Source organism: Paraburkholderia sp. Cpub6 (assembly GCF_014201065.1).
In the GTDB taxonomy this organism is placed as follows: Bacteria; Pseudomonadota; Gammaproteobacteria; order Burkholderiales; family Burkholderiaceae; genus Paraburkholderia; species Paraburkholderia tuberum.
On sequence record NZ_JACHDM010000033.1, the window covers coordinates 1 to 20651 of the forward strand.

19 protein-coding genes are annotated in these 20651 nt (G+C 64.5%); 5 read left to right on the top strand and 14 right to left on the bottom strand.

Annotated elements, in window-relative coordinates; genetic code table 11:
• Positions 1–132 precede the first annotated feature (132 nt).
• The gene (locus tag HDG33_RS32575) at positions 133–447 is read right to left on the bottom strand and encodes a glyoxalase/bleomycin resistance/extradiol dioxygenase family protein (protein ID WP_260330659.1); all 315 of its coding nucleotides are present in this window, start codon (positions 445–447) and stop codon (positions 133–135) included.
• Between the two features lie 298 nt (positions 448–745).
• Between HDG33_RS32575 and HDG33_RS32580 the strand changes: the two genes are divergently transcribed.
• From HDG33_RS32580 to HDG33_RS32590, 3 genes are all read left to right on the top strand, one after another.
• Positions 746–1537, top strand: coding sequence for a DUF899 domain-containing protein (locus tag HDG33_RS32580; protein WP_184039241.1), 792 nt, complete (start codon positions 746–748; stop codon positions 1535–1537).
• 240 nt (positions 1538–1777) lie between these two features.
• Positions 1778–2203, top strand: a complete 426-nt coding sequence (locus HDG33_RS32585) for a DUF1801 domain-containing protein (RefSeq protein WP_184039244.1) — start codon at positions 1778–1780, stop codon at positions 2201–2203.
• A gap of 219 nt (positions 2204–2422) precedes the next feature.
• A complete protein-coding gene (locus tag HDG33_RS32590) occupies positions 2423–4156 on the top strand; it encodes an IlvD/Edd family dehydratase (RefSeq protein ID WP_184039247.1) in 1734 nt (577 codons plus the stop codon).
• Between the two features lie 130 nt (positions 4157–4286).
• Here HDG33_RS32590 and HDG33_RS32595 read toward each other — a convergent pair whose 3' ends face one another.
• The 6 genes from HDG33_RS32595 to HDG33_RS32620 all read right to left on the bottom strand — a co-directional run bounded on the left by HDG33_RS32595 (position 4287) and on the right by HDG33_RS32620 (position 11549).
• The gene (locus HDG33_RS32595) at positions 4287–5342 is read right to left on the bottom strand and encodes a serine hydrolase (RefSeq protein WP_184039250.1); all 1056 of its coding nucleotides are present in this window, start codon (positions 5340–5342) and stop codon (positions 4287–4289) included.
• A 43-nt stretch (positions 5343–5385) separates the two neighbouring features.
• Positions 5386–6678 carry an MFS transporter gene (locus HDG33_RS32600; RefSeq protein WP_184039254.1) on the bottom strand — a complete coding sequence of 431 codons (1293 nt, stop codon included), beginning with the start codon at positions 6676–6678 and terminating at the stop codon, positions 5386–5388.
• 364 nt (positions 6679–7042) lie between these two features.
• Positions 7043–8221, bottom strand: a complete 1179-nt coding sequence (locus HDG33_RS32605; RefSeq protein ID WP_184039257.1) for a porin — start codon at positions 8219–8221, stop codon at positions 7043–7045.
• Between the two features lie 329 nt (positions 8222–8550).
• On the bottom strand, positions 8551–9666 hold the full coding sequence (locus tag HDG33_RS32610; protein WP_184039260.1) for a succinylglutamate desuccinylase/aspartoacylase family protein: 1116 nt from the start codon (positions 9664–9666) through the stop codon (positions 8551–8553).
• A 267-nt stretch (positions 9667–9933) separates the two neighbouring features.
• Positions 9934–10716 (bottom strand): ABC transporter substrate-binding protein, encoded by a 783-nt coding sequence (locus HDG33_RS32615; protein ID WP_184039263.1) that lies wholly within the window; start codon positions 10714–10716, stop codon positions 9934–9936.
• Positions 10717–11303: 587 nt separating this feature from the next.
• Positions 11304–11549 carry a hypothetical protein gene (locus HDG33_RS32620; RefSeq protein ID WP_184039266.1) on the bottom strand — a complete coding sequence of 82 codons (246 nt, stop codon included), beginning with the start codon at positions 11547–11549 and terminating at the stop codon, positions 11304–11306.
• A gap of 49 nt (positions 11550–11598) precedes the next feature.
• On the opposite strand from HDG33_RS32620, the gene HDG33_RS32625 reads away from it, so the two are divergent.
• Together HDG33_RS32625 and HDG33_RS32630 are read left to right on the top strand one after the other, a co-directional pair.
• Positions 11599–12609, top strand: a complete 1011-nt coding sequence (locus HDG33_RS32625) for an extracellular solute-binding protein (RefSeq protein ID WP_184039381.1) — start codon at positions 11599–11601, stop codon at positions 12607–12609.
• The gene (locus HDG33_RS32630; protein WP_184039276.1) at positions 12609–14447 is read left to right on the top strand and encodes a diguanylate cyclase domain-containing protein; all 1839 of its coding nucleotides are present in this window, start codon (positions 12609–12611) and stop codon (positions 14445–14447) included. The genes HDG33_RS32625 and HDG33_RS32630 overlap by 1 nt, the downstream gene beginning before the upstream one ends.
• 121 nt (positions 14448–14568) lie before the next feature.
• Here HDG33_RS32630 and HDG33_RS32635 read toward each other — a convergent pair whose 3' ends face one another.
• Genes HDG33_RS32635 through phnG form a run of 7 tightly spaced genes read right to left on the bottom strand, consistent with a single transcriptional unit; the run spans position 14569 to position 20512 of the window.
• The gene (locus HDG33_RS32635) at positions 14569–15702 is read right to left on the bottom strand and encodes an alpha-D-ribose 1-methylphosphonate 5-triphosphate diphosphatase (protein ID WP_184039279.1); all 1134 of its coding nucleotides are present in this window, start codon (positions 15700–15702) and stop codon (positions 14569–14571) included.
• Positions 15703–15738: 36 nt separating this feature from the next.
• Positions 15739–16527 (bottom strand): phosphonate C-P lyase system protein PhnL, encoded by a 789-nt coding sequence (gene phnL, locus HDG33_RS32640; RefSeq protein ID WP_184039282.1) that lies wholly within the window; start codon positions 16525–16527, stop codon positions 15739–15741.
• Between the two features lie 8 nt (positions 16528–16535).
• Positions 16536–17306, bottom strand: a complete 771-nt coding sequence (phnK, locus tag HDG33_RS32645; RefSeq protein WP_184039285.1) for a phosphonate C-P lyase system protein PhnK — start codon at positions 17304–17306, stop codon at positions 16536–16538.
• Positions 17303–18253 carry an alpha-D-ribose 1-methylphosphonate 5-phosphate C-P-lyase PhnJ gene (locus tag HDG33_RS32650; protein ID WP_184039288.1) on the bottom strand — a complete coding sequence of 317 codons (951 nt, stop codon included), beginning with the start codon at positions 18251–18253 and terminating at the stop codon, positions 17303–17305. The genes phnK and HDG33_RS32650 overlap by 4 nt, the downstream gene beginning before the upstream one ends.
• Complete coding sequence (locus tag HDG33_RS32655) at positions 18250–19386, bottom strand: carbon-phosphorus lyase complex subunit PhnI (RefSeq protein ID WP_184039291.1); 1137 nt, start codon at positions 19384–19386, stop codon at positions 18250–18252. Before HDG33_RS32655 ends, HDG33_RS32650 begins: the two co-directional genes overlap by 4 nt.
• Complete coding sequence (phnH, locus tag HDG33_RS32660) at positions 19386–19997, bottom strand: phosphonate C-P lyase system protein PhnH (protein WP_184039294.1); 612 nt, start codon at positions 19995–19997, stop codon at positions 19386–19388. Before phnH ends, HDG33_RS32655 begins: the two co-directional genes overlap by 1 nt.
• A complete protein-coding gene (gene phnG / locus HDG33_RS32665; protein ID WP_184039297.1) occupies positions 19997–20512 on the bottom strand; it encodes a phosphonate C-P lyase system protein PhnG in 516 nt (171 codons plus the stop codon). The genes phnH and phnG overlap by 1 nt, the downstream gene beginning before the upstream one ends.
• Between the last annotated feature and the right edge of the window lie 139 nt (positions 20513–20651).

Here is a 20651-nt window from a genome sequence, read left to right on the forward strand (position 1 = left end):
TCTGTAATGCGGTACCCAACCCGCGGATATCAGCATGATCCACCGTCGAGATGTACTGCTACGTCGCCCTCAGGAAATTCCAACAATATGAATTCAAGAAACTGAAAAACCGATCCCGATTGACACCGGGAGTCATATCAGCGGGCGGACCACGGTTGCGCCCGCTGCAACCGCTCGTGCGAACAGCTCGTCGACGTCGTCGCAGTGGATATGCAGCAGCACACTCGGCCGGCTGTCACCGGTCGGTCCGAGCATGTCGTGCTCGGGATATTCATCGGACAGCATCACGGTCGCGGGACCGATCTTCACTTCGGCATGACCGATGCGGCCGCCTGGCTCGGTCAGGCGAAACTGCTCGACGCCGCCGAATGCCTGCGCGTAGAACTCGATAGCCCGTGCGGCGTTGCGCACGCGCAGATAGGGGTAGAGCTCGTGGATCGCGTTCATCGTCACCTCCGGGTGGTGGGTGAATGAGGGTTGCCGGACATAATAGTCTGCCCCGATCCGCTAAGCGGTCGCTTGGCTACCCACGGGATTTCCATCGCCTTTTGACCAACGATGAATCGAGGTCGCTAGCGCTGCTCCTTCTGAATCGAGCCGCACCTGAATCGCGTCACATTTGTCACTCCCACCACTCGATGTCCGGCGGCCTAAACTACCCCATCATCAGCAGCGAGCGATGCCCGGTGAGCGAATCGCCTTCCGACCCGAACGCACAGGACATCGCTCTAACCCGGAGGTCACGATGACGACGATCAAGTCACCTGAGAAGCGCGGGAAAGATGGACAGCCTGCCATGAAGACACCACCGATTGTGTCGCGGCAAGAGTGGGAGGCCGCGCGCGAGCAGCTGCTCGTCAAGGAGAAAGCCTTGACACGTGCCCGCGACGCGCTGGCCGCTGAGCGACGGCGGATGCCATGGCTTGCCGTGGAAAAAACGTATGCGTTCGACGGGCCGGAAGGCAGAGTAAGCCTGCTCGACCTGTTCAGCGGCCGCCGCCAGCTGGTCGTCTATCGCGCCTTTTTCGAGCCCGGCGTGCACGGGTGGCCAGAGCATGCGTGCATTGGCTGTTCCCTGGGGGCCGATCAGGTCTCCCACCTTGCCCATCTGCACGCTCGCGACACTACGCTTGTGTACGCGTCCCGCGCGCCGCAAGCCGATATCGCGCGGCTGAAGATGCGGATGGGCTGGGAGATGATCCCCTGGTACACCATCACCGACAGTTTCGACGCCGACTTCGGCGTGGACGAATGGCACGGCCACAACGCGTTCATCCGGGACGGCGAGCGGGTGTTCCGAACGTACTTCATTAACGGGCGTGGGGACGAGGCGATGGGCACGATCTGGAGCTACCTTGACATGACGGCGCTCGGGCGGCAGGAAACGTGGGAGGATTCGCCGGAGGGCTACCCGCAGAGCCGACCGTACAAGTGGTGGAACTGGAACGACACTTACGTCCCCGGCGCTGCTCCCGATCCGAAGTGGGTCGAGGTGTCAGATGCCGGAGAGGCTGCGTTTCGGAAACGCGACGACTAGCGCCTGACGAATCATCGATCGCTGTCGTTTCTCCGAGTGACTCACTTCGAGCGTAGAGTTTCGAGGTGAAATCTGAGTCCAGGTCCCCGGATGCGAATGAGCAGTATCGCGGTACGTTCGATGTTTGAAATCGCGTCATCCGCCAGCCACGAATCCAGGCGGAGATTACGATGACTGGATCGCTACGGCATCCTATCGGTTCAACCGCTTCGTCTCCCCGCTTACGAGGGCCACACTCCAATGAACGCATCCGAACGTATCGACGAACTGATCGCAGGACTCACCGACTGGCGCGGCGCGACCTTCGCTCGCATCCGTCAATGCGTGCTTGCGGCGGACCCGGCGATCGTCGAGGAATTCAAGTGGATGGGTAGTCCGGTCTGGTCGCGCGACGGCATGATCGCGGTCGCCAACGCGCACAAGGGCAAGGTCAAGCTGACCTTCGCGCATGGGGCGGGCCTGGCCGACCCGGACGGCTTGTTCAACGCAGGCCTCGAAGGCAACGCGCGGCGCGCTATCGACTTCTTCGAGAGCGACGGGGTCGACGAGCGCGCACTGAAAGCGCTGGTGCGCGCCGCAATCGACTATAACCAGAATCATCTGAAGACGAACACGCGCGGCGCACTACCGAAAGCCCGCCGTAAGCAGGCGTCCGGCGACGCCTGAGGCCGGCACAGTCTGCTCGCCAGCCGCGCCGCCGCCCCGGTGGGTCGATACCAGAATTGATATCGATATCACCTAAAATATAATTGGAAAGATATCAACTCGCTCCGTACACTTCACCATCCCTGGACACTGAGCGGCAACCTTTCGCCGTAGCGCCGGGCGGGCCGCTTCAGTCAAATTGGCCGGTGAGGGTCCCGGCACATGCATCAAGGACCTAGTATGTCGGAAAAAAAGCGGAAATTGCGCTCGGCCGAGTGGTTCGGCACGGCTGACAAGAACGGCTTCATGTATCGAAGCTGGATGAAGAATCAGGGCATTCCCGATCATGAGTTCGACGGGCGTCCCGTGATCGGTATCTGCAACACGTGGTCCGAGCTGACGCCGTGCAACGCGCACTTTCGCAAGCTCGCCGAGCACGTGAAGCGCGGCGTCTATGAAGCGGGCGGCTTCCCGGTCGAGTTCCCCGTGTTTTCCAACGGCGAATCGAATCTGCGTCCGACCGCGATGCTCACGCGCAATCTCGCGGCGATGGATGTCGAGGAGGCGATCCGCGGCAATCCGATCGACGCGGTCGTGCTGCTGACCGGCTGCGACAAGACGACCCCCGCGCTGTTGATGGGCGCGGCGAGCTGCGACGTGCCGGCGATCGTCGTGACCGGCGGGCCGATGCTGAACGGCAAGCTCGACGGCAAGAACATCGGCTCTGGCACCGCGGTGTGGCAGCTGCACGAATCGCTGAAGGCCGGCGAGATCGATCTGCATCAGTTCCTGTCGGCCGAGGCGGGCATGTCGCGCTCGGCGGGCACCTGCAACACGATGGGCACCGCGTCGACGATGGCTTGCATGGCCGAGGCGCTCGGCACGTCGCTGCCGCACAACGCGGCGATTCCCGCGGTCGACTCGCGCCGCTACGTGCTTGCGCATATGTCGGGAATCCGGATCGTCGAAATGGCGCTCGAAGACCTGAAGCTGTCGAAGATCCTCACGCGGGAGGCGTTCGTCAACGCCATTCGCGTCAATGCGGCGATCGGCGGCTCGACCAACGCGGTGATTCATCTGAAGGCGATCGCGGGGCGCATCGGTATCGATCTCGAACTCGACGACTGGGTGCGCATCGGCCGCGACACGCCGACGATCGTCGACCTGATGCCGTCGGGCCGTTTCCTGATGGAAGAGTTTTATTACGCGGGCGGCCTGCCGGCCGTGCTGCGCCGGCTCGGCGAAGCGAACCTGCTGCCGCATCCGGACGCGTTGACGGTCAACGGCAAGTCGCTGTGGGACAACGTGAAGGATGCACCCAACACCAACGACGAAGTGATCCGTCCGCTCGACAAGCCGCTCGTCGCCGATGGCGGCATCCGCGTGCTGCGTGGCAATCTCGCGCCGCGCGGCGCGGTGCTGAAGCCGTCGGCGGCGACCCCCGAGTTGCTCAAGCATCGCGGACGCGCGGTCGTGTTCGAGAACCTGGAGCACTACAAGGCGCGCATCGTCGACGAGACGCTCGACGTCGACGCGAATTCGGTGCTGGTGATGAAGAACTGCGGGCCGAAGGGTTATCCGGGCATGGCCGAAGTCGGCAACATGGGCCTGCCGCCGAAGCTGCTGAGGCAGGGCGTGAAGGACATGGTGCGCATTTCCGATGCGCGCATGAGCGGCACCGCCTACGGCACCGTGGTGCTGCACGTGACGCCGGAAGCGGCGGCCGGCGGTCCGCTCGCCGCGGTGCAGGACGGCGACTGGATCGAGCTCGATTGCGACGCGGGCACGCTGCACCTCGATGTCAGCGACGCGGAACTCGAGCGCCGTCTCGCGCAGCATGTGCCGCCCCAGCCGCCGGAAGGTGGCGGCTACCGGCGCCTGTATATCGATCACGTGCTGCAGGCCGATGAGGGTTGCGACCTCGACTTCCTCGTGGGGTGTCGAGGTTCCGCGGTGCCGCGGCATTCGCACTGACGCGCCGTTGCAACGGCAACGGCTCGGCCCATGACCGTGCGGGCGATGCATTCGTGCATCGCCCGCATTTTTTTATGACCTGTCGTTGGGGTTCGCGGCGCAGTTGCCTTGGATGGTGCGCCGCTAACGGCTATTGGCCGAGGTTGTCGACCGCGTCGAGCACGAGCCCGAAGAACTCGTTCGCCGCGGCCGGATTCAGCCAGCGCACGACCACCGTCATGCGCCGCTCCGGTTCGACCCACGTGAACGAACTGCCTGCGCCGACACCGAAAAAGCTCGACTCCGGCACGTTCGGGAACACCTTGCGCCCGGTGTTGAGCCACACGAGGTAGCCATAGAACGGCGCGATCGCGCACGGCGTGCGCATGCGCGCGATCCATTCGGACGACAGCACGCGGTGGCCGTTCGCGACGCCGTCGTCGAGCAGCATCTGTGCGACCTTCAACTGATCGTTCGCGCTGACCGATATGCCGCCGCCCCAGTGCGTGCCGCCCGGCACCGACTGCATGCGTCGCCCGTCGATTTCGACCCACGCATTGTCGTAGCCGACCCATTGCCAGTTTTCGCTCGCGCCCGAAGGCCGCATGATCGCTTCGCGAAACACCTCGGGCAGCGGCTGACGGAACAGATGCAGCAGCGCGAGCGAGAACTGGTTGATGCGGACGTCGTTGTATTCCCAGTACGTGCCCGGCCGTTGCGGCGGACGCAGATCGCCTTTTTTGCCATCGGGCGGCGCGGCGAAATTGACCGCACGGTAGTGATCCGCCTGATCCGACAAACCGAAGTACGTGCCGCGCCATTCGCTCGTTTGCTGCAGTAGATGCGCCCAGCTGATCGGCGCGTTGTGTTCGTCGTCGAAGCCGATGTCGGGTACGCGCACGCGCACCGGTTCGTCGACGTCGGGCAACAGGCCGCGATCGTGCGCGACGCCGGCCAGCAGCGCGAGGTACATCTTCGCGACACTGAAGGTCAGGTCGGCGCGATCCGGTTCGCCCCAGCTCGTCAGCACGCGGCCGTCGACGGCGATCGCGCCCGACACCGGCCCGCGATCATGCACGGGACCGAGCAGCCTGTTCCACGGCGGCGGGTCGTTCACGTGCACACCCCATGCGCCACTCACATGGCGGTCCCAAAGCGATTCATGATCCACCGCGAACTGCACGGCTTGCTGCAAACGGTCTTGCATGGATAAGGTCCTGTCGGTTCAACGAAGTCCGCGAGGCAGAGACTCAGCGTGCGTGCAGTCGCACGCGTGCCCACATCACGGTGAAAAGGCTGAGCACGGCCGCGAGCATCAGATAGAGTCCGGGCGCGAGATTATTGCCGGTCGCCGCGATCAGCGCGGCAACGGCGAGCGGCGTGAAGCCCCCGAACACGGTGGTGCCGATGTTGTAGCCGAACGCCATGCCGGTCGTGCGCGTGCGGGTCGGGAACAACTCGGACATCAAGGCCGGAATCGGCGCGAAGTAGGTCGCCTTCAGCAACGCGACCCACGTGACCGCGGCAAGCAACGAGCCGAGCGACGGGCGCGCGTTCATCAGCACGAAGGCGGGATACACGGTCGCGAAGAACAGCACGCCGGCGCCGAGCATGATGCGCACGCGGCCTACCTTGTCGGACAGATGACCGACGACCGGCGTGAGCATCATCATGATCAGACCGGCCGCGAGCGTCGCGATGAAGCCCGACGACGGTGCGAGTCCGAGCTGCCGCGCCGCGTAGGTCGGCATGTAGAGCAGCATGTAGTTGGCCGTGGTGGTCAGCACGAGCACGCCGATCGACACGAGCACCCGTTCCTTTTGCGTCGCGAGCAGTTCTCGCACCGGCGCGGCGGATTTTTCCGCGCGCTCGAACTCCGGCGTTTCGTCGATGCGGCGGCGAATGTAGAGCCCGACCGGACCGATCAGCATGCCGAACAGGAACGGAATGCGCCAGCCCCAGCCTTCGAGTTGCGCGGTCGTCAGCGTGCTCGTCAACACCGCGCCGAACAGCGACGCCAGCACGGTGCTCGCGCCCTGGCTCGAGAACTGCCAGCTCGCCATGAAGCCTTTGCGCTCCGGCGCATGTTCGATCAGAAACGCGGTCGAACTGCCGAACTCGCCGCCCGCCGAGAATCCCTGCAACAGCCGCGACGCGAATACGCCGATCGGCGCGAGCACGCCGATCGCCGCATACGACGGCATCAACGCGATCATGCTGGTGCCGAGCGTCATCATCGCAATCGATAGCGTCAACGATGCCTTGCGGCCTTTGCGGTCGCTGAACGAGCCGAGCGCGAGCGCGCCGATCGGTCGCGCGAGATACGAGAGCGCGAAGGTGCCGAGCGTGAGCAGCAGCGATACGGTGCGGTCGTGCACCGGAAAAAACGTGCGCGACAGCACGGCCGCGAAGTAGCCGTACACGACCAGATCGTAGAACTCCAGTGCGTTGCCGATCGAGGTCGCGAGAACCAGCCGCGATACGCTCGAGCGCGAAGTGTGCCGCGCGAGCGCGTCGGCGGTGGTGACGGAGTCCATGCTCATGACGAAGTCCTCTGGCGGCATTGGGAGGCGCGCCGGCAGTGTCGCGTGAGCGGAGCGGGCGCGGGATCGAAGCGTGTGACCCGATGTTGGGGTGGACGATATTGATAGACAATTACAATATTTGGCAGATATCGTTGCCGAAACGGCAAAGCGGAATCGAGATGACCCAGCTATTCGATATCGCATGCCAGTCTCGAAGGCCTCGCGTTCGATCCGGCATTCGTCGAATTGCTGACGGGCGCGATCGAAAATCCGGCGTTGCTCGACCGATTTCGCGCCGCAAAAGAAAAAGCGCCCCGTAGGGCGCTTTCCATCGATTCAATCAGGCAGGGAACACAGATGTTCCCCACCGCGAACCGTCTGCTTAGAACTTGTGACGCAGACCGAGACGGAACGCCAGCTGATTGTCGGCGCCGACGCCCGACGTGCTGAAGTAGCTCGCGCTCGAACCGATCTGTGCCTGCAGATCCTGCGTGCCGTTGCGGCCCGACGCGATCTGATAGATGCCCAGCACGTACACGTCCGTGCGCTTCGACAGCGCGTAGTCGCCGCTCAGGTTCACCTGGTTCCAGTGACCGACGTTCGCGCCGCTCAGGTGCATGTACGTGTAGCCCGCGCCTGCCGTGATAGCCGGCGTGACCGCGTACTTCGCGCCTGCTTCGTAGGCGGCGAACGTGGTCGACCCACCCGAGATCGGTGCGAGGCGCGTGTTCGTGTACAGGGCCCACAGCGTCGCCGGGCCGAATGCGTAGCGGCCGCCAACGCCGAACGTGCGCAGATCCTGGATCTGGCCGTTGCCGATCGTCGGGAAGGTGACGTTTGCCAGCGAAGTCGAGAAGGCTGGCGATGCCTGGCCCGGATAACGGATGTCCGTGTACGCCGCGCCGATACCGAACGGGCCGTTCGCGTAGTTCGCGCCGAAGCTGTAAGCGCGCGACGAACCTGCCACCGGGGCAGCGGACGTGCCCGTACCCGGCGTGCCGGCAAAGCCACCTGCCGTGTTCGAGAAGCCGTACATCGCGCCGAAGGTCAGGCCGGAGAAGTTCGCGCTGCTGAACTTGACCGAGTTGTTGATACGGCTCGACGTGAGCTGGTCGACGTCGTTGATGTGGTAAGCGTAGTTGCCCGCGACGGTCTGGCCGCCGGTCGCGTAGTTGGAGCCGAGGTAGTCGGTCGAGAACGAGTACTGGCGACCGAACGTCAGCGAGCCGACGTTGTTCTGCGACACGCCGACGTACGCCTGGCGCCCGAACATCGCGCCGCCCTGGCCGGCGGTGCCGTTTCCGCTGTTGAAGCCGTTTTCCAACACGAACAGCGCCTTCAGGCCGTTACCGAGGTCTTCCGTGCCACGCAGGCCCCAGCGGCTGCCGTTCGCGACGCCGTCGTCGTACTTGGTCAGGCTGCTGTGGCCGGTGGCCGTTTTCGAGTTGTTCACGTAGCTGATACCGGCATCGATCAGGCCGTACAGCGTGACGCTGCTTTGTGCGTGAGCGGCGGAGGCGAAGACGGCAAACGTAGCGGCGGTCAGGATTTTCTTGTTCAAAATACTTCTCCGAGTTAGCAAATTTTGGCGATCGCGACGCGCTGCTCTGCGGCAACGTCGCGCGATGGCCGGCAATTTAAGGGAACGCTGAGTAAGGTATGTGACACTGAAAAATTCTTTTCACGGTGTCGTGTCGGCGCGACACTTTGCGTGCGCACTGGAGGCAGGTGTATCGGTGGCGGGGCGGGTCGGTCGACCCTGGAGCGAGGCTGGACGCGTGGCAGCGAATCGCCCGCCTGGCGGCGGGCGATCGGTTATTTCAGCTGGTGCGTGAAAATTCAGTTACATGGCCGGCCGCGACAGCAGCGACGGTCGCAGCGGCTCTGGCGTCAGTTGCTCAGCAACGAGCCGCTGCGGAACGGCGTCTGGCCGGCGATGCGCGCGAATTCGAGGCCGGCCGTCGCGAAACGCGCCAGATGCCGCGCGTACAGCACGCCGGCCACGGTGTTTTTGATCGTGATGACGCGGTCCGTCAACGGATCGACGATGTCCGCGATTTCCTGGCCCACGTCCACCCACGTGCCGACCGCGCAGCGGTAGACGAGCACGCCGCTGATCGGCGCGACGAGCGGCTCGGCGCCTGCGAGCGGCGTCGCCGCGAATTCGAGCGGCGGCATCGGCGCCGGCTCGCCGTCGACCACGCCGCGCGAGGTCAGATACTCGATGATCGCCTGCGCGTCGTTTTCCGCGAGTTCGTACGACACATCGCGCTGGCCGCGCAGCTCGATCGTGACCGAGATGCCGCCGTTCGGGATCGGGAAGCGCTCGCCGAAACGGCCGCGCAGATCCGACCAGCAGAAGCTGTGGATCTCGTCGAACGGATTGCCGACCGAATTCAGCGCGAGCAGCGACGCCTTCGCGTCCAGGTAGCGCGCGAGCGGCTCGACTTCGGGCCACAGGTCCGGATTGGTGTACAGGTGCATCGCGGCTTCCCAGTCGCAATGCAGATCGAGCACGACGTCGGCGTCGTACGAGAGCTTTTGCAGCGCGAGGCGTTGCGAGCCGAGTTCGGTGGTCGGCTGCTGCGCGTCGAGCGCTTCGCGCATCGCCGTGCGGATGGCGGTGCGGTTCGCGTCGATGTCGCTGGTCAGACGCGATTCGATGAACGGCTGCACGAGTTCCGCGAGGTCATAGAAGTTGCGGTTGAAGTTCTGCGCGCTGCCGGTTTCGAAGCGGCCGAGCATCTGGCCGAGCAGATGCTGATTAAGGCCGATCGGATTCGGCACCGGCACGACCGCGACTTCGCCGCGCAGCTTGCCCGCGGCTTCGAGCGCGGCCAGCTTGCGGCGCAGCGACCACGACACCAGCATCCCGGGCAGTTCGTCCGCATGCAGCGACGATTGGATATAGATTTTCTGGCCGCCGCCGGGACCGTAGTGGAAACTCGTGAGTTCACGGGCGGTGCCAAGCGACGGGGCAATCAGCGGATGGGTCAGGGTTTGCATGGTTTTGGCTTAGCGGCCCGGTCGGAGCAGCCGCGCTAGGTGGTTGATTGCAAGGGGAAAGATGCGCGCCGGCAGCGCGCGTGGTCCGCATGCGCGGACTGCGGCAACCTGTCTCAGGGGAGTCGCGTCTCGCACGATCTTAGCCGATATGCCACACGATATGGCTTGATGTGGCTAGATGTGGAGCCGCAAAAACAAAACGGGCTCCGCGTCGCGGAGCCCGTTTCGGACAAGCTGCCGGCGCGCCGTACGGCGCGCGTGGGCGATTTAGCTGCCGTACACGTCGAAGTCGAAGTACTTCTTCTCGATCTTCTTGTAGGTGCCGTCCTTGATCATGTCGGCGATCGCCTTGTCGACCTTCACCTTCAGATCGGTGTCTTCCTTGCGCATGCCGATGCCGGCGCCATTGCCGAGGATCTTCGGATCGTCGAGGTCCTTGCCGACGAACGCGAAGCCCTTGCCGCGCGGCGTCTTCAGGAAGCCCTGGTCAGCCTGCACCGCATCTTGCAGCGCTGCGTCCAGACGGCCCGAGATCAGGTCGGCGTAGACCTGGTCCTGGTTCTGATACGCCACGACTTTCGCGCCCGCCGGTTCCCAGTAGGTCTTCGCGTAGGTTTCCTGGATGGTGCCCTGTTCTACGCCCACCGTCTTGCCCTTCAGCGATTCAGCGGTCGGCAGGATGCCCGAGCCCTGCTTCGCGACGAGGCGCGTCGGCGTGTTGAACAGCTTCGACGAGAAAGCGATCTGTTCGGCGCGTTGCGGCGTCATCGACATCGACGACAGCACGCCGTCGAACTTCTTCGCCTTCAGTGCCGGGATCATGCCGTCGAAGTCGTTTTCCACCCACACGCACTTCGCACCGACGCGCTTGCAGATTTCGTTGCCGAGGTCGATATCGAAGCCAACGAGCTTGCCGTCCGCGCCTTTCGACTCGAACGGGGGATAGCTGGCATCAACGCCAAAACGGATCGTCGACCAATCTTTAGCGTGTGCGCCAATCGAGACGGTGGCAAGCAGAGCAACCGTCAAAGCCGCTAGCAGTTTTTTCACTGTTTATACTCCTCGGTGTAGTTCAATTACGCCCTCGGCGGTTGGGCCGCCTCGGGACGCCCGGCGCGACTCGCAAACGGGCTTCTGGTCAGGATGCAAGCCGGGGTGGCCTGCAACGCGCGCCAAGCTTATCAGTTCAAAAATATTGGGAAGCTAGTAAAACACCGGATGGCGCGGGAGGAGGCCCTCTAGAGCAACGCTTGCGCCCCAGCCGGTGTTGCCGGATCGTACACCGTTGGTAGGGTTTGCGTAACGCGGCTGCAATGCACGAGCGGTAATACGAAGGGCCGGCGAGCGTAATCGACTGGGATTTACGCCGGTTTTCTCGCGAGTTCACCGAAAACCGGTTTGAAACGCGAGTTTGAAACGTGGACGGATCGTTAAAGCTCGCGGCTGAATTTGCCGTTAATTAAGAACAGCCTCGAGGCTAATGCCTTGCGCGTTATTACCAGCACCGATATTTTTGCCCCGCCGTTTCGAACCGGTGCAAAAACAAAGGCTTTGGCGCTATCATCGATGCTCCCTGCGTTGGACGCCGGCCGCCCGCGCAGGCGGGGATCGCTCTGGCGCAGGTCGTCGGAGGGCCGTCAAGATTCAAATTCCGCGCGTTTGCGCTCGCTCACATGGCCTTTCTGCTCAACGGTGTTATGCATGTACACGATGTTGTTCACGGCGGATCGAACAGGCTGTCGTAAACAGACTTTTAAGCGACGAATCGCGAGCGCCGGCGTGCGGGCTCGCGCGGCATTATTGCAACGCCGTTTTTTTGACAGTTTTTTGTCGAGCGTTACATCGGGATTTTCATCGATTGGCGCATCCGGATTTTCGTGCAACGTTTTTTCCGGGGTTTTACCCCGCGTGTCGCGCGTTCTGATAGGCGCATTGCTGTGCGCGGGTTTCGGCGCGGCGACGCCCGCAGCGGCCGCCGAGAAAGTGCTGCACGTTCTCGCATGGCCCGGCTATGCGGACCCGGACGTCGTGAAGGCGTTCGAAGCGCGCTACGGCGCGAAGGTCGAGGTCACGCTCGTCGATTCCGATGAGGCGCTGTGGGCGCAAATGCACAGCAAGGGCGCGCCGCCGTTCGACGTACTCGCCGCCAACACCGCCGAAATCCGCCGCTATACGCAGGCGAATCTGCTCGCGCCGCTCGATCTCGCGAGTCTGCCGAATACGAAGAAGCAGTTGCCGCGTTTCCAGGCGCTCGGCTCGATCGACGGCCTGACCTCGGCGGGCAAGGTATACGCGATTCCGTTCACGTATTCGTCGATGGGACTCATCTACGATCGCAAGCAGATTCCGGTTGCGCCGCATTCGATGCTCGAACTGTGGAACCCGCGCTATCGTGGCAAGGTGCTCGACTTCAATAGCGCGCAGCACAACTTCTCGTTCACCGCGCTTGCGCTCGGCTATCCGCATCCGTTTCAACTCGACCCCGCGCAGATGCGCACGATCGCGCACAAGCTCGTCGATCTGCGCCGCAACCTGCTGACCTACTACACGCTGCCCGAAGAGGCGACCGCGTTCTTCATCCAGCACAAGGTCGCGTTGATGTTCGGCAACTACGGCACGCAGCAGGTGCAGTTGCTGCGGCGCGCGGGCGCCGACGTCGGCTACGTGATTCCGGACGAAGGCGCGCTCGCGTGGCTCGATTGCTGGTCGATGACGCGCGCGGCGAGCGACCAGCCGCTCGCGCTCGCATGGATCAACTACATGCTCGAGCCGAGCGTGAGCGCGTTGCTGACACAGCGCCAGGGGCTCGCGAACACGCTGACCGAGCCGGCCGAAGGCAGCGCCAACGCGCACATCGTCTGGATCAGTCCGGTGGAAGATATCGAGCGCCGCGAGCGACTGTGGACGCGCATCGTGTCGGGCGACCGTTCGGAGCGCTTCTGATGCTGCATCGCGGCCTGACCTTCAAGCTATCCGTGCTGCTCGCGTGCATCGGCGTGCTGGCGTCGGGCGCGACCGGCTATTACGCGTATCGCGCGAATCGCACGATGCTGGTCAACGAAGCGGAGCACAGCCTGCAGACGTCGACGGAGCTGCTCGGCCAGCGCATCGCGGTATCGATCGACGACGTCGCGGCGGACGCGCTCGTGCTCGCGACGATGCCGTCGTCGGTGAGCGTCGCGCAGACCGACGACGGTATCGGCCCGAACCTCGGCCGCGAGCGGCTCGCGCAGGTGTGTTCGAGCTTCATGCTGCACCACCCGGAGTATCTGCAGGTGCGGCTGATCACGCGGCAGCATCACGGTCTCGAACTGATCCGTTTCGATCGCGACAGCGACGGCCTCGTGCGCGTAGAGGGTGGCGATTTGCAGGAAAAAGCTCAGTTTCCCTACGTATTCGAAACGCTCGCGTTTTCGCCGGGCCGCATCTACACGTCGCCGATTTCGGTCAATCACGAATCCGGCACCCATGCGGCGCAAGGCAAGCCGACGCTGCGTCTCGGCACGCCGATCGCGGATGCGCGCGGCACGGTGGTCGGCGTCATCGTAATCGATGTCGATCTGGCCGGCATGCTGCGGCGTTTGCAGAGCGATCTGCCGAGCGACTATCAGGTCTATCTGGCGAACGAGTGGGGCGACTTCCTGATCCATCCCGACGCGTCGAAAACCTTCGGCTTCGACCGCGGCCGGCGCGTGCTGATGCAGGACAGCTTCCCGGCCACGAAGCGGCTGTTCGAGCAACGCCAAAGCGAGGTGCTCATCAACGGTCTCGCGAGACCCGGCGAGGCGGCCGGCCGTGTGCTCGCGTTCGTGCGGCGGCCGTTCGGCGGTTCCGAGGGCAACCGCTTCATCGTGCTCGGTCTCGCGAAGCCGCTCGAGGACGTGCTGACCGGCGCCAATCAGCTCGGCACGCGGATCATTCGCATGGTGCTGGTGTTCAGCGCATTGTCGGTTCTGCTGGCGATCCTGTTCGCGCGAGCGCTGACCAAGCCGCTGCATCTGCTAGCGTATGCGGCGACGCACCTGTTCGCCGACCACGCGATGCACACCTTGCCGCTCAAACGCACCGACGAAATCGGCGTGCTCGCGCGCTGCTTCGAGCGTTTGCGTTGCGAAATCCGCGCGCAGATGGATACGCTGCACAGCAAGCAGAGCGAGCTCGTGCATCTGGCCTCGCACGACGTGCTGACCGGCTTGCCGAACCGCATGCTGTTCATGCAGAAGCTCGAGAACGCGATCGAGGAGGCAAGCTTCCGCCGCGAAGGCCTCGCCGTGCTGTTCGTCGACCTCGACCGCTTCAAGCAGATCAACGATCAGTTCGGTCACTCGGTCGGCGACAAGGTGCTGGTCGCGGTCGCACGCCGTCTGAAGGACGTGCTGTATGCCGGGGACGTGGTCGCGCGGCTCGGCGGCGACGAATTCATCGTGCTGATCGAAGGGCAGCGCGCGGCCGAGGTCACGCCAGAAATCGCCGAGCGCATCATGGACGCGCTGAACGAAACGCTGACCGTCGACGGCAATAGCATGACGGTCGGCGCGAGCATCGGCATCGGCGAGTTCCCGCACGACAGCGGCAATGCCGAGGAACTGCTGCTGAACGCCGATGCCGCGATGTATGCGGCGAAATCGGGTGGCCGTTGCGCGTATCTGCGCTATCAGGATCTGCTCGCCATGCGGCTCGACGAACAGGCTGAGCAGGCGAGGGTTACCCAGGCCCAGCTCGCCCACGCGCACGCCGCGCGCGATGCGACCGAGGGGCGCGAGGCGGAGCCCACCGCGTGACGCGGTTTTACCCGCGCCGCTGAGGGTTTTCTATTGCCACGCCGCGATCGCGCCGCGAGCGCCTTCTTGCTGCAACAGTAGCAACGCGTGATCGAGCGTCAGGCGCGCTCAACCAGCCCACTCAAACGATCCGCACCCCTGCGCGATAAGTCGCGCGCGGCACCGGGAGCTTGTCGAGCATCGTCACGCGCACGAGATCCGCGCGCAGGCCGGGCTCGATCGCGCCGCGGTCCGTGAGACCGGCGGTGCGCGCCGGCTCGGCCGAGACCGTTGCCATCGCGCGCGGCAGCGACCAGCCCGCTTTTTCGACGAGATCGAACACCGCGGTGAGCAAGCTCGACGGCACGTAATCCGACGACAGAATGTCGAGCAGGTCCGCGCGCGCGAGTTCCAGCGCCGACACGTTGCCCGAATGCGAGCCACCGCGCACGATGTTCGGCGCGCCCATGATCGTCGCGATGCCATGCTCGCGCGCGGCTTGCGCGGCGATGCGCGTGGTCGGGAATTCGGCGAGCACGATGCCCTCGGCCTTCGCCTGTTCGACGTGCTCGATCAGCGTGTCGTCGTGGCTCGCGACCGGAATGCCGAGCCGCCGGCAACGCGCGACGATCTCGCGGCGGTGCTCATCCGCGTAACGCTCCTGTTCGACCGCGAGTTCGGCGAGCGTGCTCGCGACACGCTCGTCGCTCATTTTGCCGTTGCGCTCCTGGAAGCGGCGCCATTGCTCGGGGTCGTGCCATTGGCGCTGGCCCGGCGTATGGTCCATCACCGACGCGAGCCGCAGCAGCGGATGCGCGCACAGCGAATCGAATACCTCGAGCACGTCGGCGGTCGCGATCTCGCAGCGCAGATGCAGAAAGTGCTCGGCGCGCAGTAGTCGACGCGTGGACAGCCGCAGCAGCGAATCGGCGCATTGCGTTTGCACATCGCGGTTACGCAGCCCAACGCTCGAGCGCGAGCCGATGGCGAGCGCGTCGAACACCGTCGTGATGCCGGCTGCGGCGACCTGCGCGTCGTGAATCACGAAGGCCGCGTCGGTATTCCATTCGACGCCGGGACGCGGCACGAGGTGCTTCTCGAGGTTGTCCGTATGCAGTTCGATCAGACCGGGGAGCAGATAATCGCCGTCCCAGTCTTCGGCGTCGCGCGCTGAACCCGTGCCGCGTTCGACGTCGCGAATCACGCCGTCTTCCACGCGCACGGTGCCAATGAATTCTTCGTCTCGCGTCACGATGCGAGCGTTGCTGATCAACATCGACTTGCTCCGTAGTCAGTCGGGACTGGTGTCAATTTAGTGCCGCAGCGGCGGCCGCAGTTCCAGGCGGCGCGTCGCGACCTTGTTGCGGGTCTCTTCGTCGTGAAAGATACCAACGATCGCCGCGCCGCGCTCGCGCGCCTCGACGATCAGATCGGCCACAACGTCGCGGTTTTCCGCATCGAGCGAAGCGGTCGGTTCGTCGAGCAGCAGCAGCGGATGTTCGGCGATCAAACCTCGCGCGATGTTCACGCGTTGCTGCTCGCCGCCCGAAAAGGTCGCGGGCGCGAGCGACCACAGACGTTCCGGCACGTTCAGCCGCGCGAGCAATTCAGCGGCGCGCGCGCTTGCTTCAGGTTCGGCGACGCCGTGCAAGACCAGCGGCTCGGCGACGAGCGCAAGCGTCGGCACGCGCGGGATCACGCGCAAAAACTGGCTCACATAGCCGACCACGCGACGGCGCAGCCGCAGCACGTCACGCGCTTCGGCACCGGTGATTGCAATGGGCCGGCCTTGATCGCTTGTGTCGCGAATCGCAATCGAGCCGCTGCTCGCCAGATAGTTGCCGTACAGACAGCGCAGCAGCGTGCTCTTGCCCGCACCCGACGGCCCGACCAGCACCACGCATTCACCGCGCTCGACCTCGAGCGACACGTTCGCGAGCGCGTCGATCCGCACACCGCCCTGGCCGTGCAGCGTGAAAGTCTTGCCGATGCCGATGGCGCGCAGCATCAGCGCCGCGTTGTCGGCGAAAGCGCGCTCGCCGTGGCGTGCATCGCTGCCTGCTTCATTGACTACCTCAGTGACTACCTCAGTGGATTGCATCGTGAGCCTCAAACCGGCAGAACCGAGGAAACCAGCGTTTGCGTATACGGGTGCTGCGGATCGTCGAGCACCTGATCGGTCAGACCCGCCTCGACGACTTCGCCCCCCTGCATCACCATCAGCCGATGCGCGAGCAGACGCGCGACGCCGATATCGTGCGTGACGATCAGCACCGACAGATGCAGCGTCGAGCTCAGCGTGCGCAGCAAATCGAGCAGACGCGCCTGCACGGACACGTCGAGACCGGCGGTCGGTTCGTCCATGAACACCAGACGCGGACCGGTGACGAGATTGCGCGCGATCTGCAGACGTTGCTGCATACCGCCCGAAAACGCGGCGGGGAATTCGTCGATGCGAGTGGGGTCGAGTTCGACGCGCTCCATCCATTGCGTGGCTGTGCGGCGAATTTCGCCGTAGTGGCGCGCGCCGACCGCCATCAACGGCTCGCCGATGTTGGCGCCGGCCGATACGCCGCTGCGCAGGCCATCGCGCGGATTCTGCTGCACGAAGCCCCACTCGGTGCGCGTCAGCAGACGGCGGCGCGGCTCGGACAGCGCGCGCAGATCGAGCGAGTCGCCATGCGACGCGGTGTAGTGCAGCGAGCCGCTATCGGCCTCGGTCTTCAGCGCCAGCGTGTTGAGCAGCGTGGTCTTGCCCGAACCCGATTCACCGACGATGCACAGCACTTCGCCCGGATACAGATCGAAACTCACGTTGCGGCAACCGTTGCGGCCGCCATATTGTTTGGTGAGCGCGCGTGCGCTCAGAAGCGGCGTCATGCGGATTCTCCTTCGCGCGTGGCGTGGGGCAGCGGCGCTTGCGCTTCGATAGCGCCGTCGCCGTCGCTATCGCCATCGCCGCGCCGCCCGTGACAGTAGTCGCTGTCCGAGCACACGAACATGCGCGTGCCCGCATCGTCGACGATCATCTCGTCGAGAAAGCTCTCCTTCGATCCGCACAGCGCACACGCGTGCTGCCACTTCTGCACTTCGAACGGGTGATCGTCGAAGTCGAGGCTGCGCACCGGCGTATAAGGCGGAATCGCGTGAATGCGGCGCTCGCGGCCCGCGCCGAACAGTTGCAGCGCGGCGTTCATATGCATCTTCGGATTGTCGAACTTCGGGATCGGCGACGGCGAGCTCAAATAGCGATGATTGACGATCACCGGGTAGTCGTACGTGGTCGCGATGCTGCCGTGATGCACGATGTCCTCGTACAGTTTCACGCTGATCAGCCCGTAATCGGCGAGTGCATGCAGTTTCTTGCATTCGGCGACGCGCGGTTCGAGCCGGTACAGCGGCTCGGGCATTGGCACCTGATAGACGAGGATCTGCTGCTCGGTCAGCGGCGTTTCGGGAATCCGGTGCCGCGTCTGGATGATCGTCGCTTCGCTCGTGTGCCGCGTGGTCGCCACACCCGTGGTGCGCGCGAAGAAGCGGCGGATGTTGACGGCGTTGGTGGTTTCGTCGGAGCCCTGATCGATGACCTTCAGCGTGTCCGTCCTGCCGATGATCGCGGCCGTCACCTGGATGCCGCCGGTGCCCCAGCCATACGGCAGCGGCATTTCGCGCGACGCGAACGGCACCTGGTAGCCCGGCACGGCGACTGCCTTCAGCAGCGCGCGGCGCAGCATGCGCTTGGTCTGCTCGTCGAGATACGCGAAGTTGTAGCCGTGCACGGCGGTGTCGTATGAGGTGTTGGCAACAGCGGTGTCGGGCGCGTTCATGCTGCCTGCTCCTTGTCGGTGGCGCGGCTTGTTTCATCGTTGCTGCGATGCTGCGCGCGCAAACGCCGCACCAGTTCCAGCTCCGCCTGGAAGTCGACGTAATGCGGCAGCTTCAGGTGCTGCACGAAGCCCGACGCCTCGACGTTGTCGCTATGCGACAGCATGAACTCGATGTCCTGCGTCGGTGACGCGAGCGTCTCGCCGAGTTCTTCGGCACGCAACGCGCGATCGACGAGCGCCATCGCCATCGCCTTGCGCTCCGAGTGGCCGAACGCGAGGCCGTAGCCCTGCGTGAAGGTGGGCGGCACCGTGCCGCTGCCCGCGAACTGGTTGATCATCTGGCATTCGGTGATGTCGATATCGCCGATGTCGACCGCTTCGCCGAGTTCGTCGAGGTCCATCTCGACCGCGATCGTGCCGAAGCGGATCTCGCCCGCGAACGGATGCGAGTGCGCGTAGCCGCGTTGCGTCGCATAGCCCATCGCGAGCAGAAAGCCTTCGTCGCCACGCGCGAGATTTTGCAGACGCGTCGCGCGGCTCGCCGGAAAGGCGAGCGGTTCACGCGACAGGTCGCCGGGTTCCGCGCCGTCGGGAGTCGGGCGCTCCTGTTCGATCAGGCCTTCCTTGTCGAGCAGCGACACGACTCGCGGCATCGATTCTGGCGCTGGCGGTTCTTGCGGAACGGGCGCGTTGTCGCGCGTCACGTCCTGCCGGGCGTCATCACCATCGGCGAGCAACGCGAAATCGAGCAGACGCTGCGTGTAGTCATAGGTCGCGCCGAGCAGCTGGCCGCCGGGCAGGTCCTTGAAGGTCGCCGAGATGCGCCGCTCGACCTGCATCGTTTCGGTATCGATGGCGCGCGTATAGCCGAAGCGCGGCAACGTGGTGCGATACGCGCGCAGCAGGAAAATCGCCTCGACCAGATCGCCGGCCGCCTGCTTGATTGCGAGCGCCGCTAGCTCCTCGTCGTAGACCGAGCCTTCGGTCATCACGCGTGCGACCGCGAGCCGCAACTGCTCGCGAATCTGCGCGACGCTCAGTTCGGCGATTCGCGTATCGCCGCGGCGCGCTTTGTCGAGCAGGCGCCACGACGCTTCGATCGCGCGTTCTCCACCTTTGACGGCAACGTACATCAGTTCACCTTCGCTTCGGTTGTGCGCGGCAGGCCGATCACGCGCGGGCCGCAAACCAGATAACAGTCGATGCCGCACGGAAACAGCGGCGCGAGCATTGCGCGTTCTTGCCAGAACCGCGCGGGAAGACCGACCGGCGAAATCGTTTCGGCATCCAGAATGCCGGGGCCGCTCAGCGTGACCGCTGCGCCGCCCGTCAGCGCGTCGACGCGGATCAGCAACGTGGCAGATTGTTCCGGTGACTCGGCGCTGCCGGGCGCGAAGCTTTCGAGCGATGGCAACGCGTCGGCATCGTGCACATACACGAACGCGGCGTTGCCGGGCGCATCGACGAGCGGCGCGCCGGTATGGAAACGCAACGCCGACGCGAGCGCAGGATCAGGCTGCGCGAGCCACACCGGCGTCGCGTAGTCGCAGAGCGTCAGCAGTGCGGCAAACGCGGCGGGTTCGACCGGCGTGTTGCGCAACTCGGGCAGCACGTCGCGGATCACGCCGATCGTGCCGGGCCGCGACAACGCGTCGAGCAGCGTGCGAAACACGGCCTGGGTAGCGTGGACCGGGTCCGCGAAACCCGGCGTCAGCGTGGACAACGCAATCGGTGAACGTTCCATTAGTCGCCTCGCACCATCGTGAAGAATTCGACGCGCGTCGCCGCGACGTCCTGTTGCTGTTGCGCGCCCCGGGCCTGCTGTTGCGCGGCGAATGGCTCGATCAATTGACGATGCAGGCTGTCGTGATGCTCGGGCATCTGCAGCAAGGCATCGGCGAGCGCGGCAAGTTCGGCGCGACGGCGGTCGCGTCCCAGATGGCAGGCGACGCCGACGGTGGCTTCGGCGTCGCCGCTGGCATGCAGACGCAGCGTGGCGCGCGTGACCGTGGCTTCGCCGAGATTGAACGGATCGCCGCTGCCGCCAATGCGCCCGCGCACCATCGCGAGGCCGATTTCAGGGGGGCGCAGCCAGTCGTAGGCGGGGGTGGGGCGGCCTTGCAGCACGCGCTGCAGCGCGCCTTCGAGGTCGGCGCGCGGCGTGCGCGCCAGCACGGCCATCCAGGCGCGCCGCGCCGCCGAAGACACGGCCGGCAACGGCGAAGACGGTGGATGGGGTGGAACGGAACTCGGGCTCATCGGATTTCCTGTCGATCCAGCGAGTGGGCATTGAAGCATCTATTCATCTAAACGTCTAGACGTTTATAAGCATAGTTGTCTGGACTGTTGTGCGCGGCGGACGTTCATATTTTCATCACGGCTCGCGCACTACAATGCA

What these genes read in the sequence shown, in the direction of transcription:
- HDG33_RS32635 (WP_184039279.1), bottom strand. Translation starts at nt 15,702, where the DNA reads ATGTTGATCAGCAACGCTCGCATCGTGACGCGAGACGAAGAATTCATT.
- phnG (WP_184039297.1), bottom strand. Translation starts at nt 20,512, where the DNA reads ATGAGCCCGAGTTCCGTTCCACCCCATCCACCGTCTTCGCCGTTGCCG.
- phnK (WP_184039285.1), bottom strand. Translation starts at nt 17,306, where the DNA reads ATGACGCCGCTTCTGAGCGCACGCGCGCTCACCAAACAATATGGCGGC.
- HDG33_RS32630 (WP_184039276.1), top strand. Translation starts at nt 12,609, where the DNA reads ATGCTGCATCGCGGCCTGACCTTCAAGCTATCCGTGCTGCTCGCGTGC.
- phnL (WP_184039282.1), bottom strand. Translation starts at nt 16,527, where the DNA reads ATGCAATCCACTGAGGTAGTCACTGAGGTAGTCAATGAAGCAGGCAGC.
- HDG33_RS32580 (WP_184039241.1), top strand. Translation starts at nt 746, where the DNA reads ATGACGACGATCAAGTCACCTGAGAAGCGCGGGAAAGATGGACAGCCT.
- HDG33_RS32610 (WP_184039260.1), bottom strand. Translation starts at nt 9,666, where the DNA reads ATGCAAACCCTGACCCATCCGCTGATTGCCCCGTCGCTTGGCACCGCC.
- HDG33_RS32585 (WP_184039244.1), top strand. Translation starts at nt 1,778, where the DNA reads ATGAACGCATCCGAACGTATCGACGAACTGATCGCAGGACTCACCGAC.
- HDG33_RS32595 (WP_184039250.1), bottom strand. Translation starts at nt 5,342, where the DNA reads ATGCAAGACCGTTTGCAGCAAGCCGTGCAGTTCGCGGTGGATCATGAA.
- HDG33_RS32655 (WP_184039291.1), bottom strand. Translation starts at nt 19,386, where the DNA reads ATGTACGTTGCCGTCAAAGGTGGAGAACGCGCGATCGAAGCGTCGTGG.
- HDG33_RS32590 (WP_184039247.1), top strand. Translation starts at nt 2,423, where the DNA reads ATGTCGGAAAAAAAGCGGAAATTGCGCTCGGCCGAGTGGTTCGGCACG.
- phnH (WP_184039294.1), bottom strand. Translation starts at nt 19,997, where the DNA reads ATGGAACGTTCACCGATTGCGTTGTCCACGCTGACGCCGGGTTTCGCG.
- HDG33_RS32650 (WP_184039288.1), bottom strand. Translation starts at nt 18,253, where the DNA reads ATGAACGCGCCCGACACCGCTGTTGCCAACACCTCATACGACACCGCC.
- HDG33_RS32575 (WP_260330659.1), bottom strand. Translation starts at nt 447, where the DNA reads ATGAACGCGATCCACGAGCTCTACCCCTATCTGCGCGTGCGCAACGCC.
- HDG33_RS32600 (WP_184039254.1), bottom strand. Translation starts at nt 6,678, where the DNA reads ATGAGCATGGACTCCGTCACCACCGCCGACGCGCTCGCGCGGCACACT.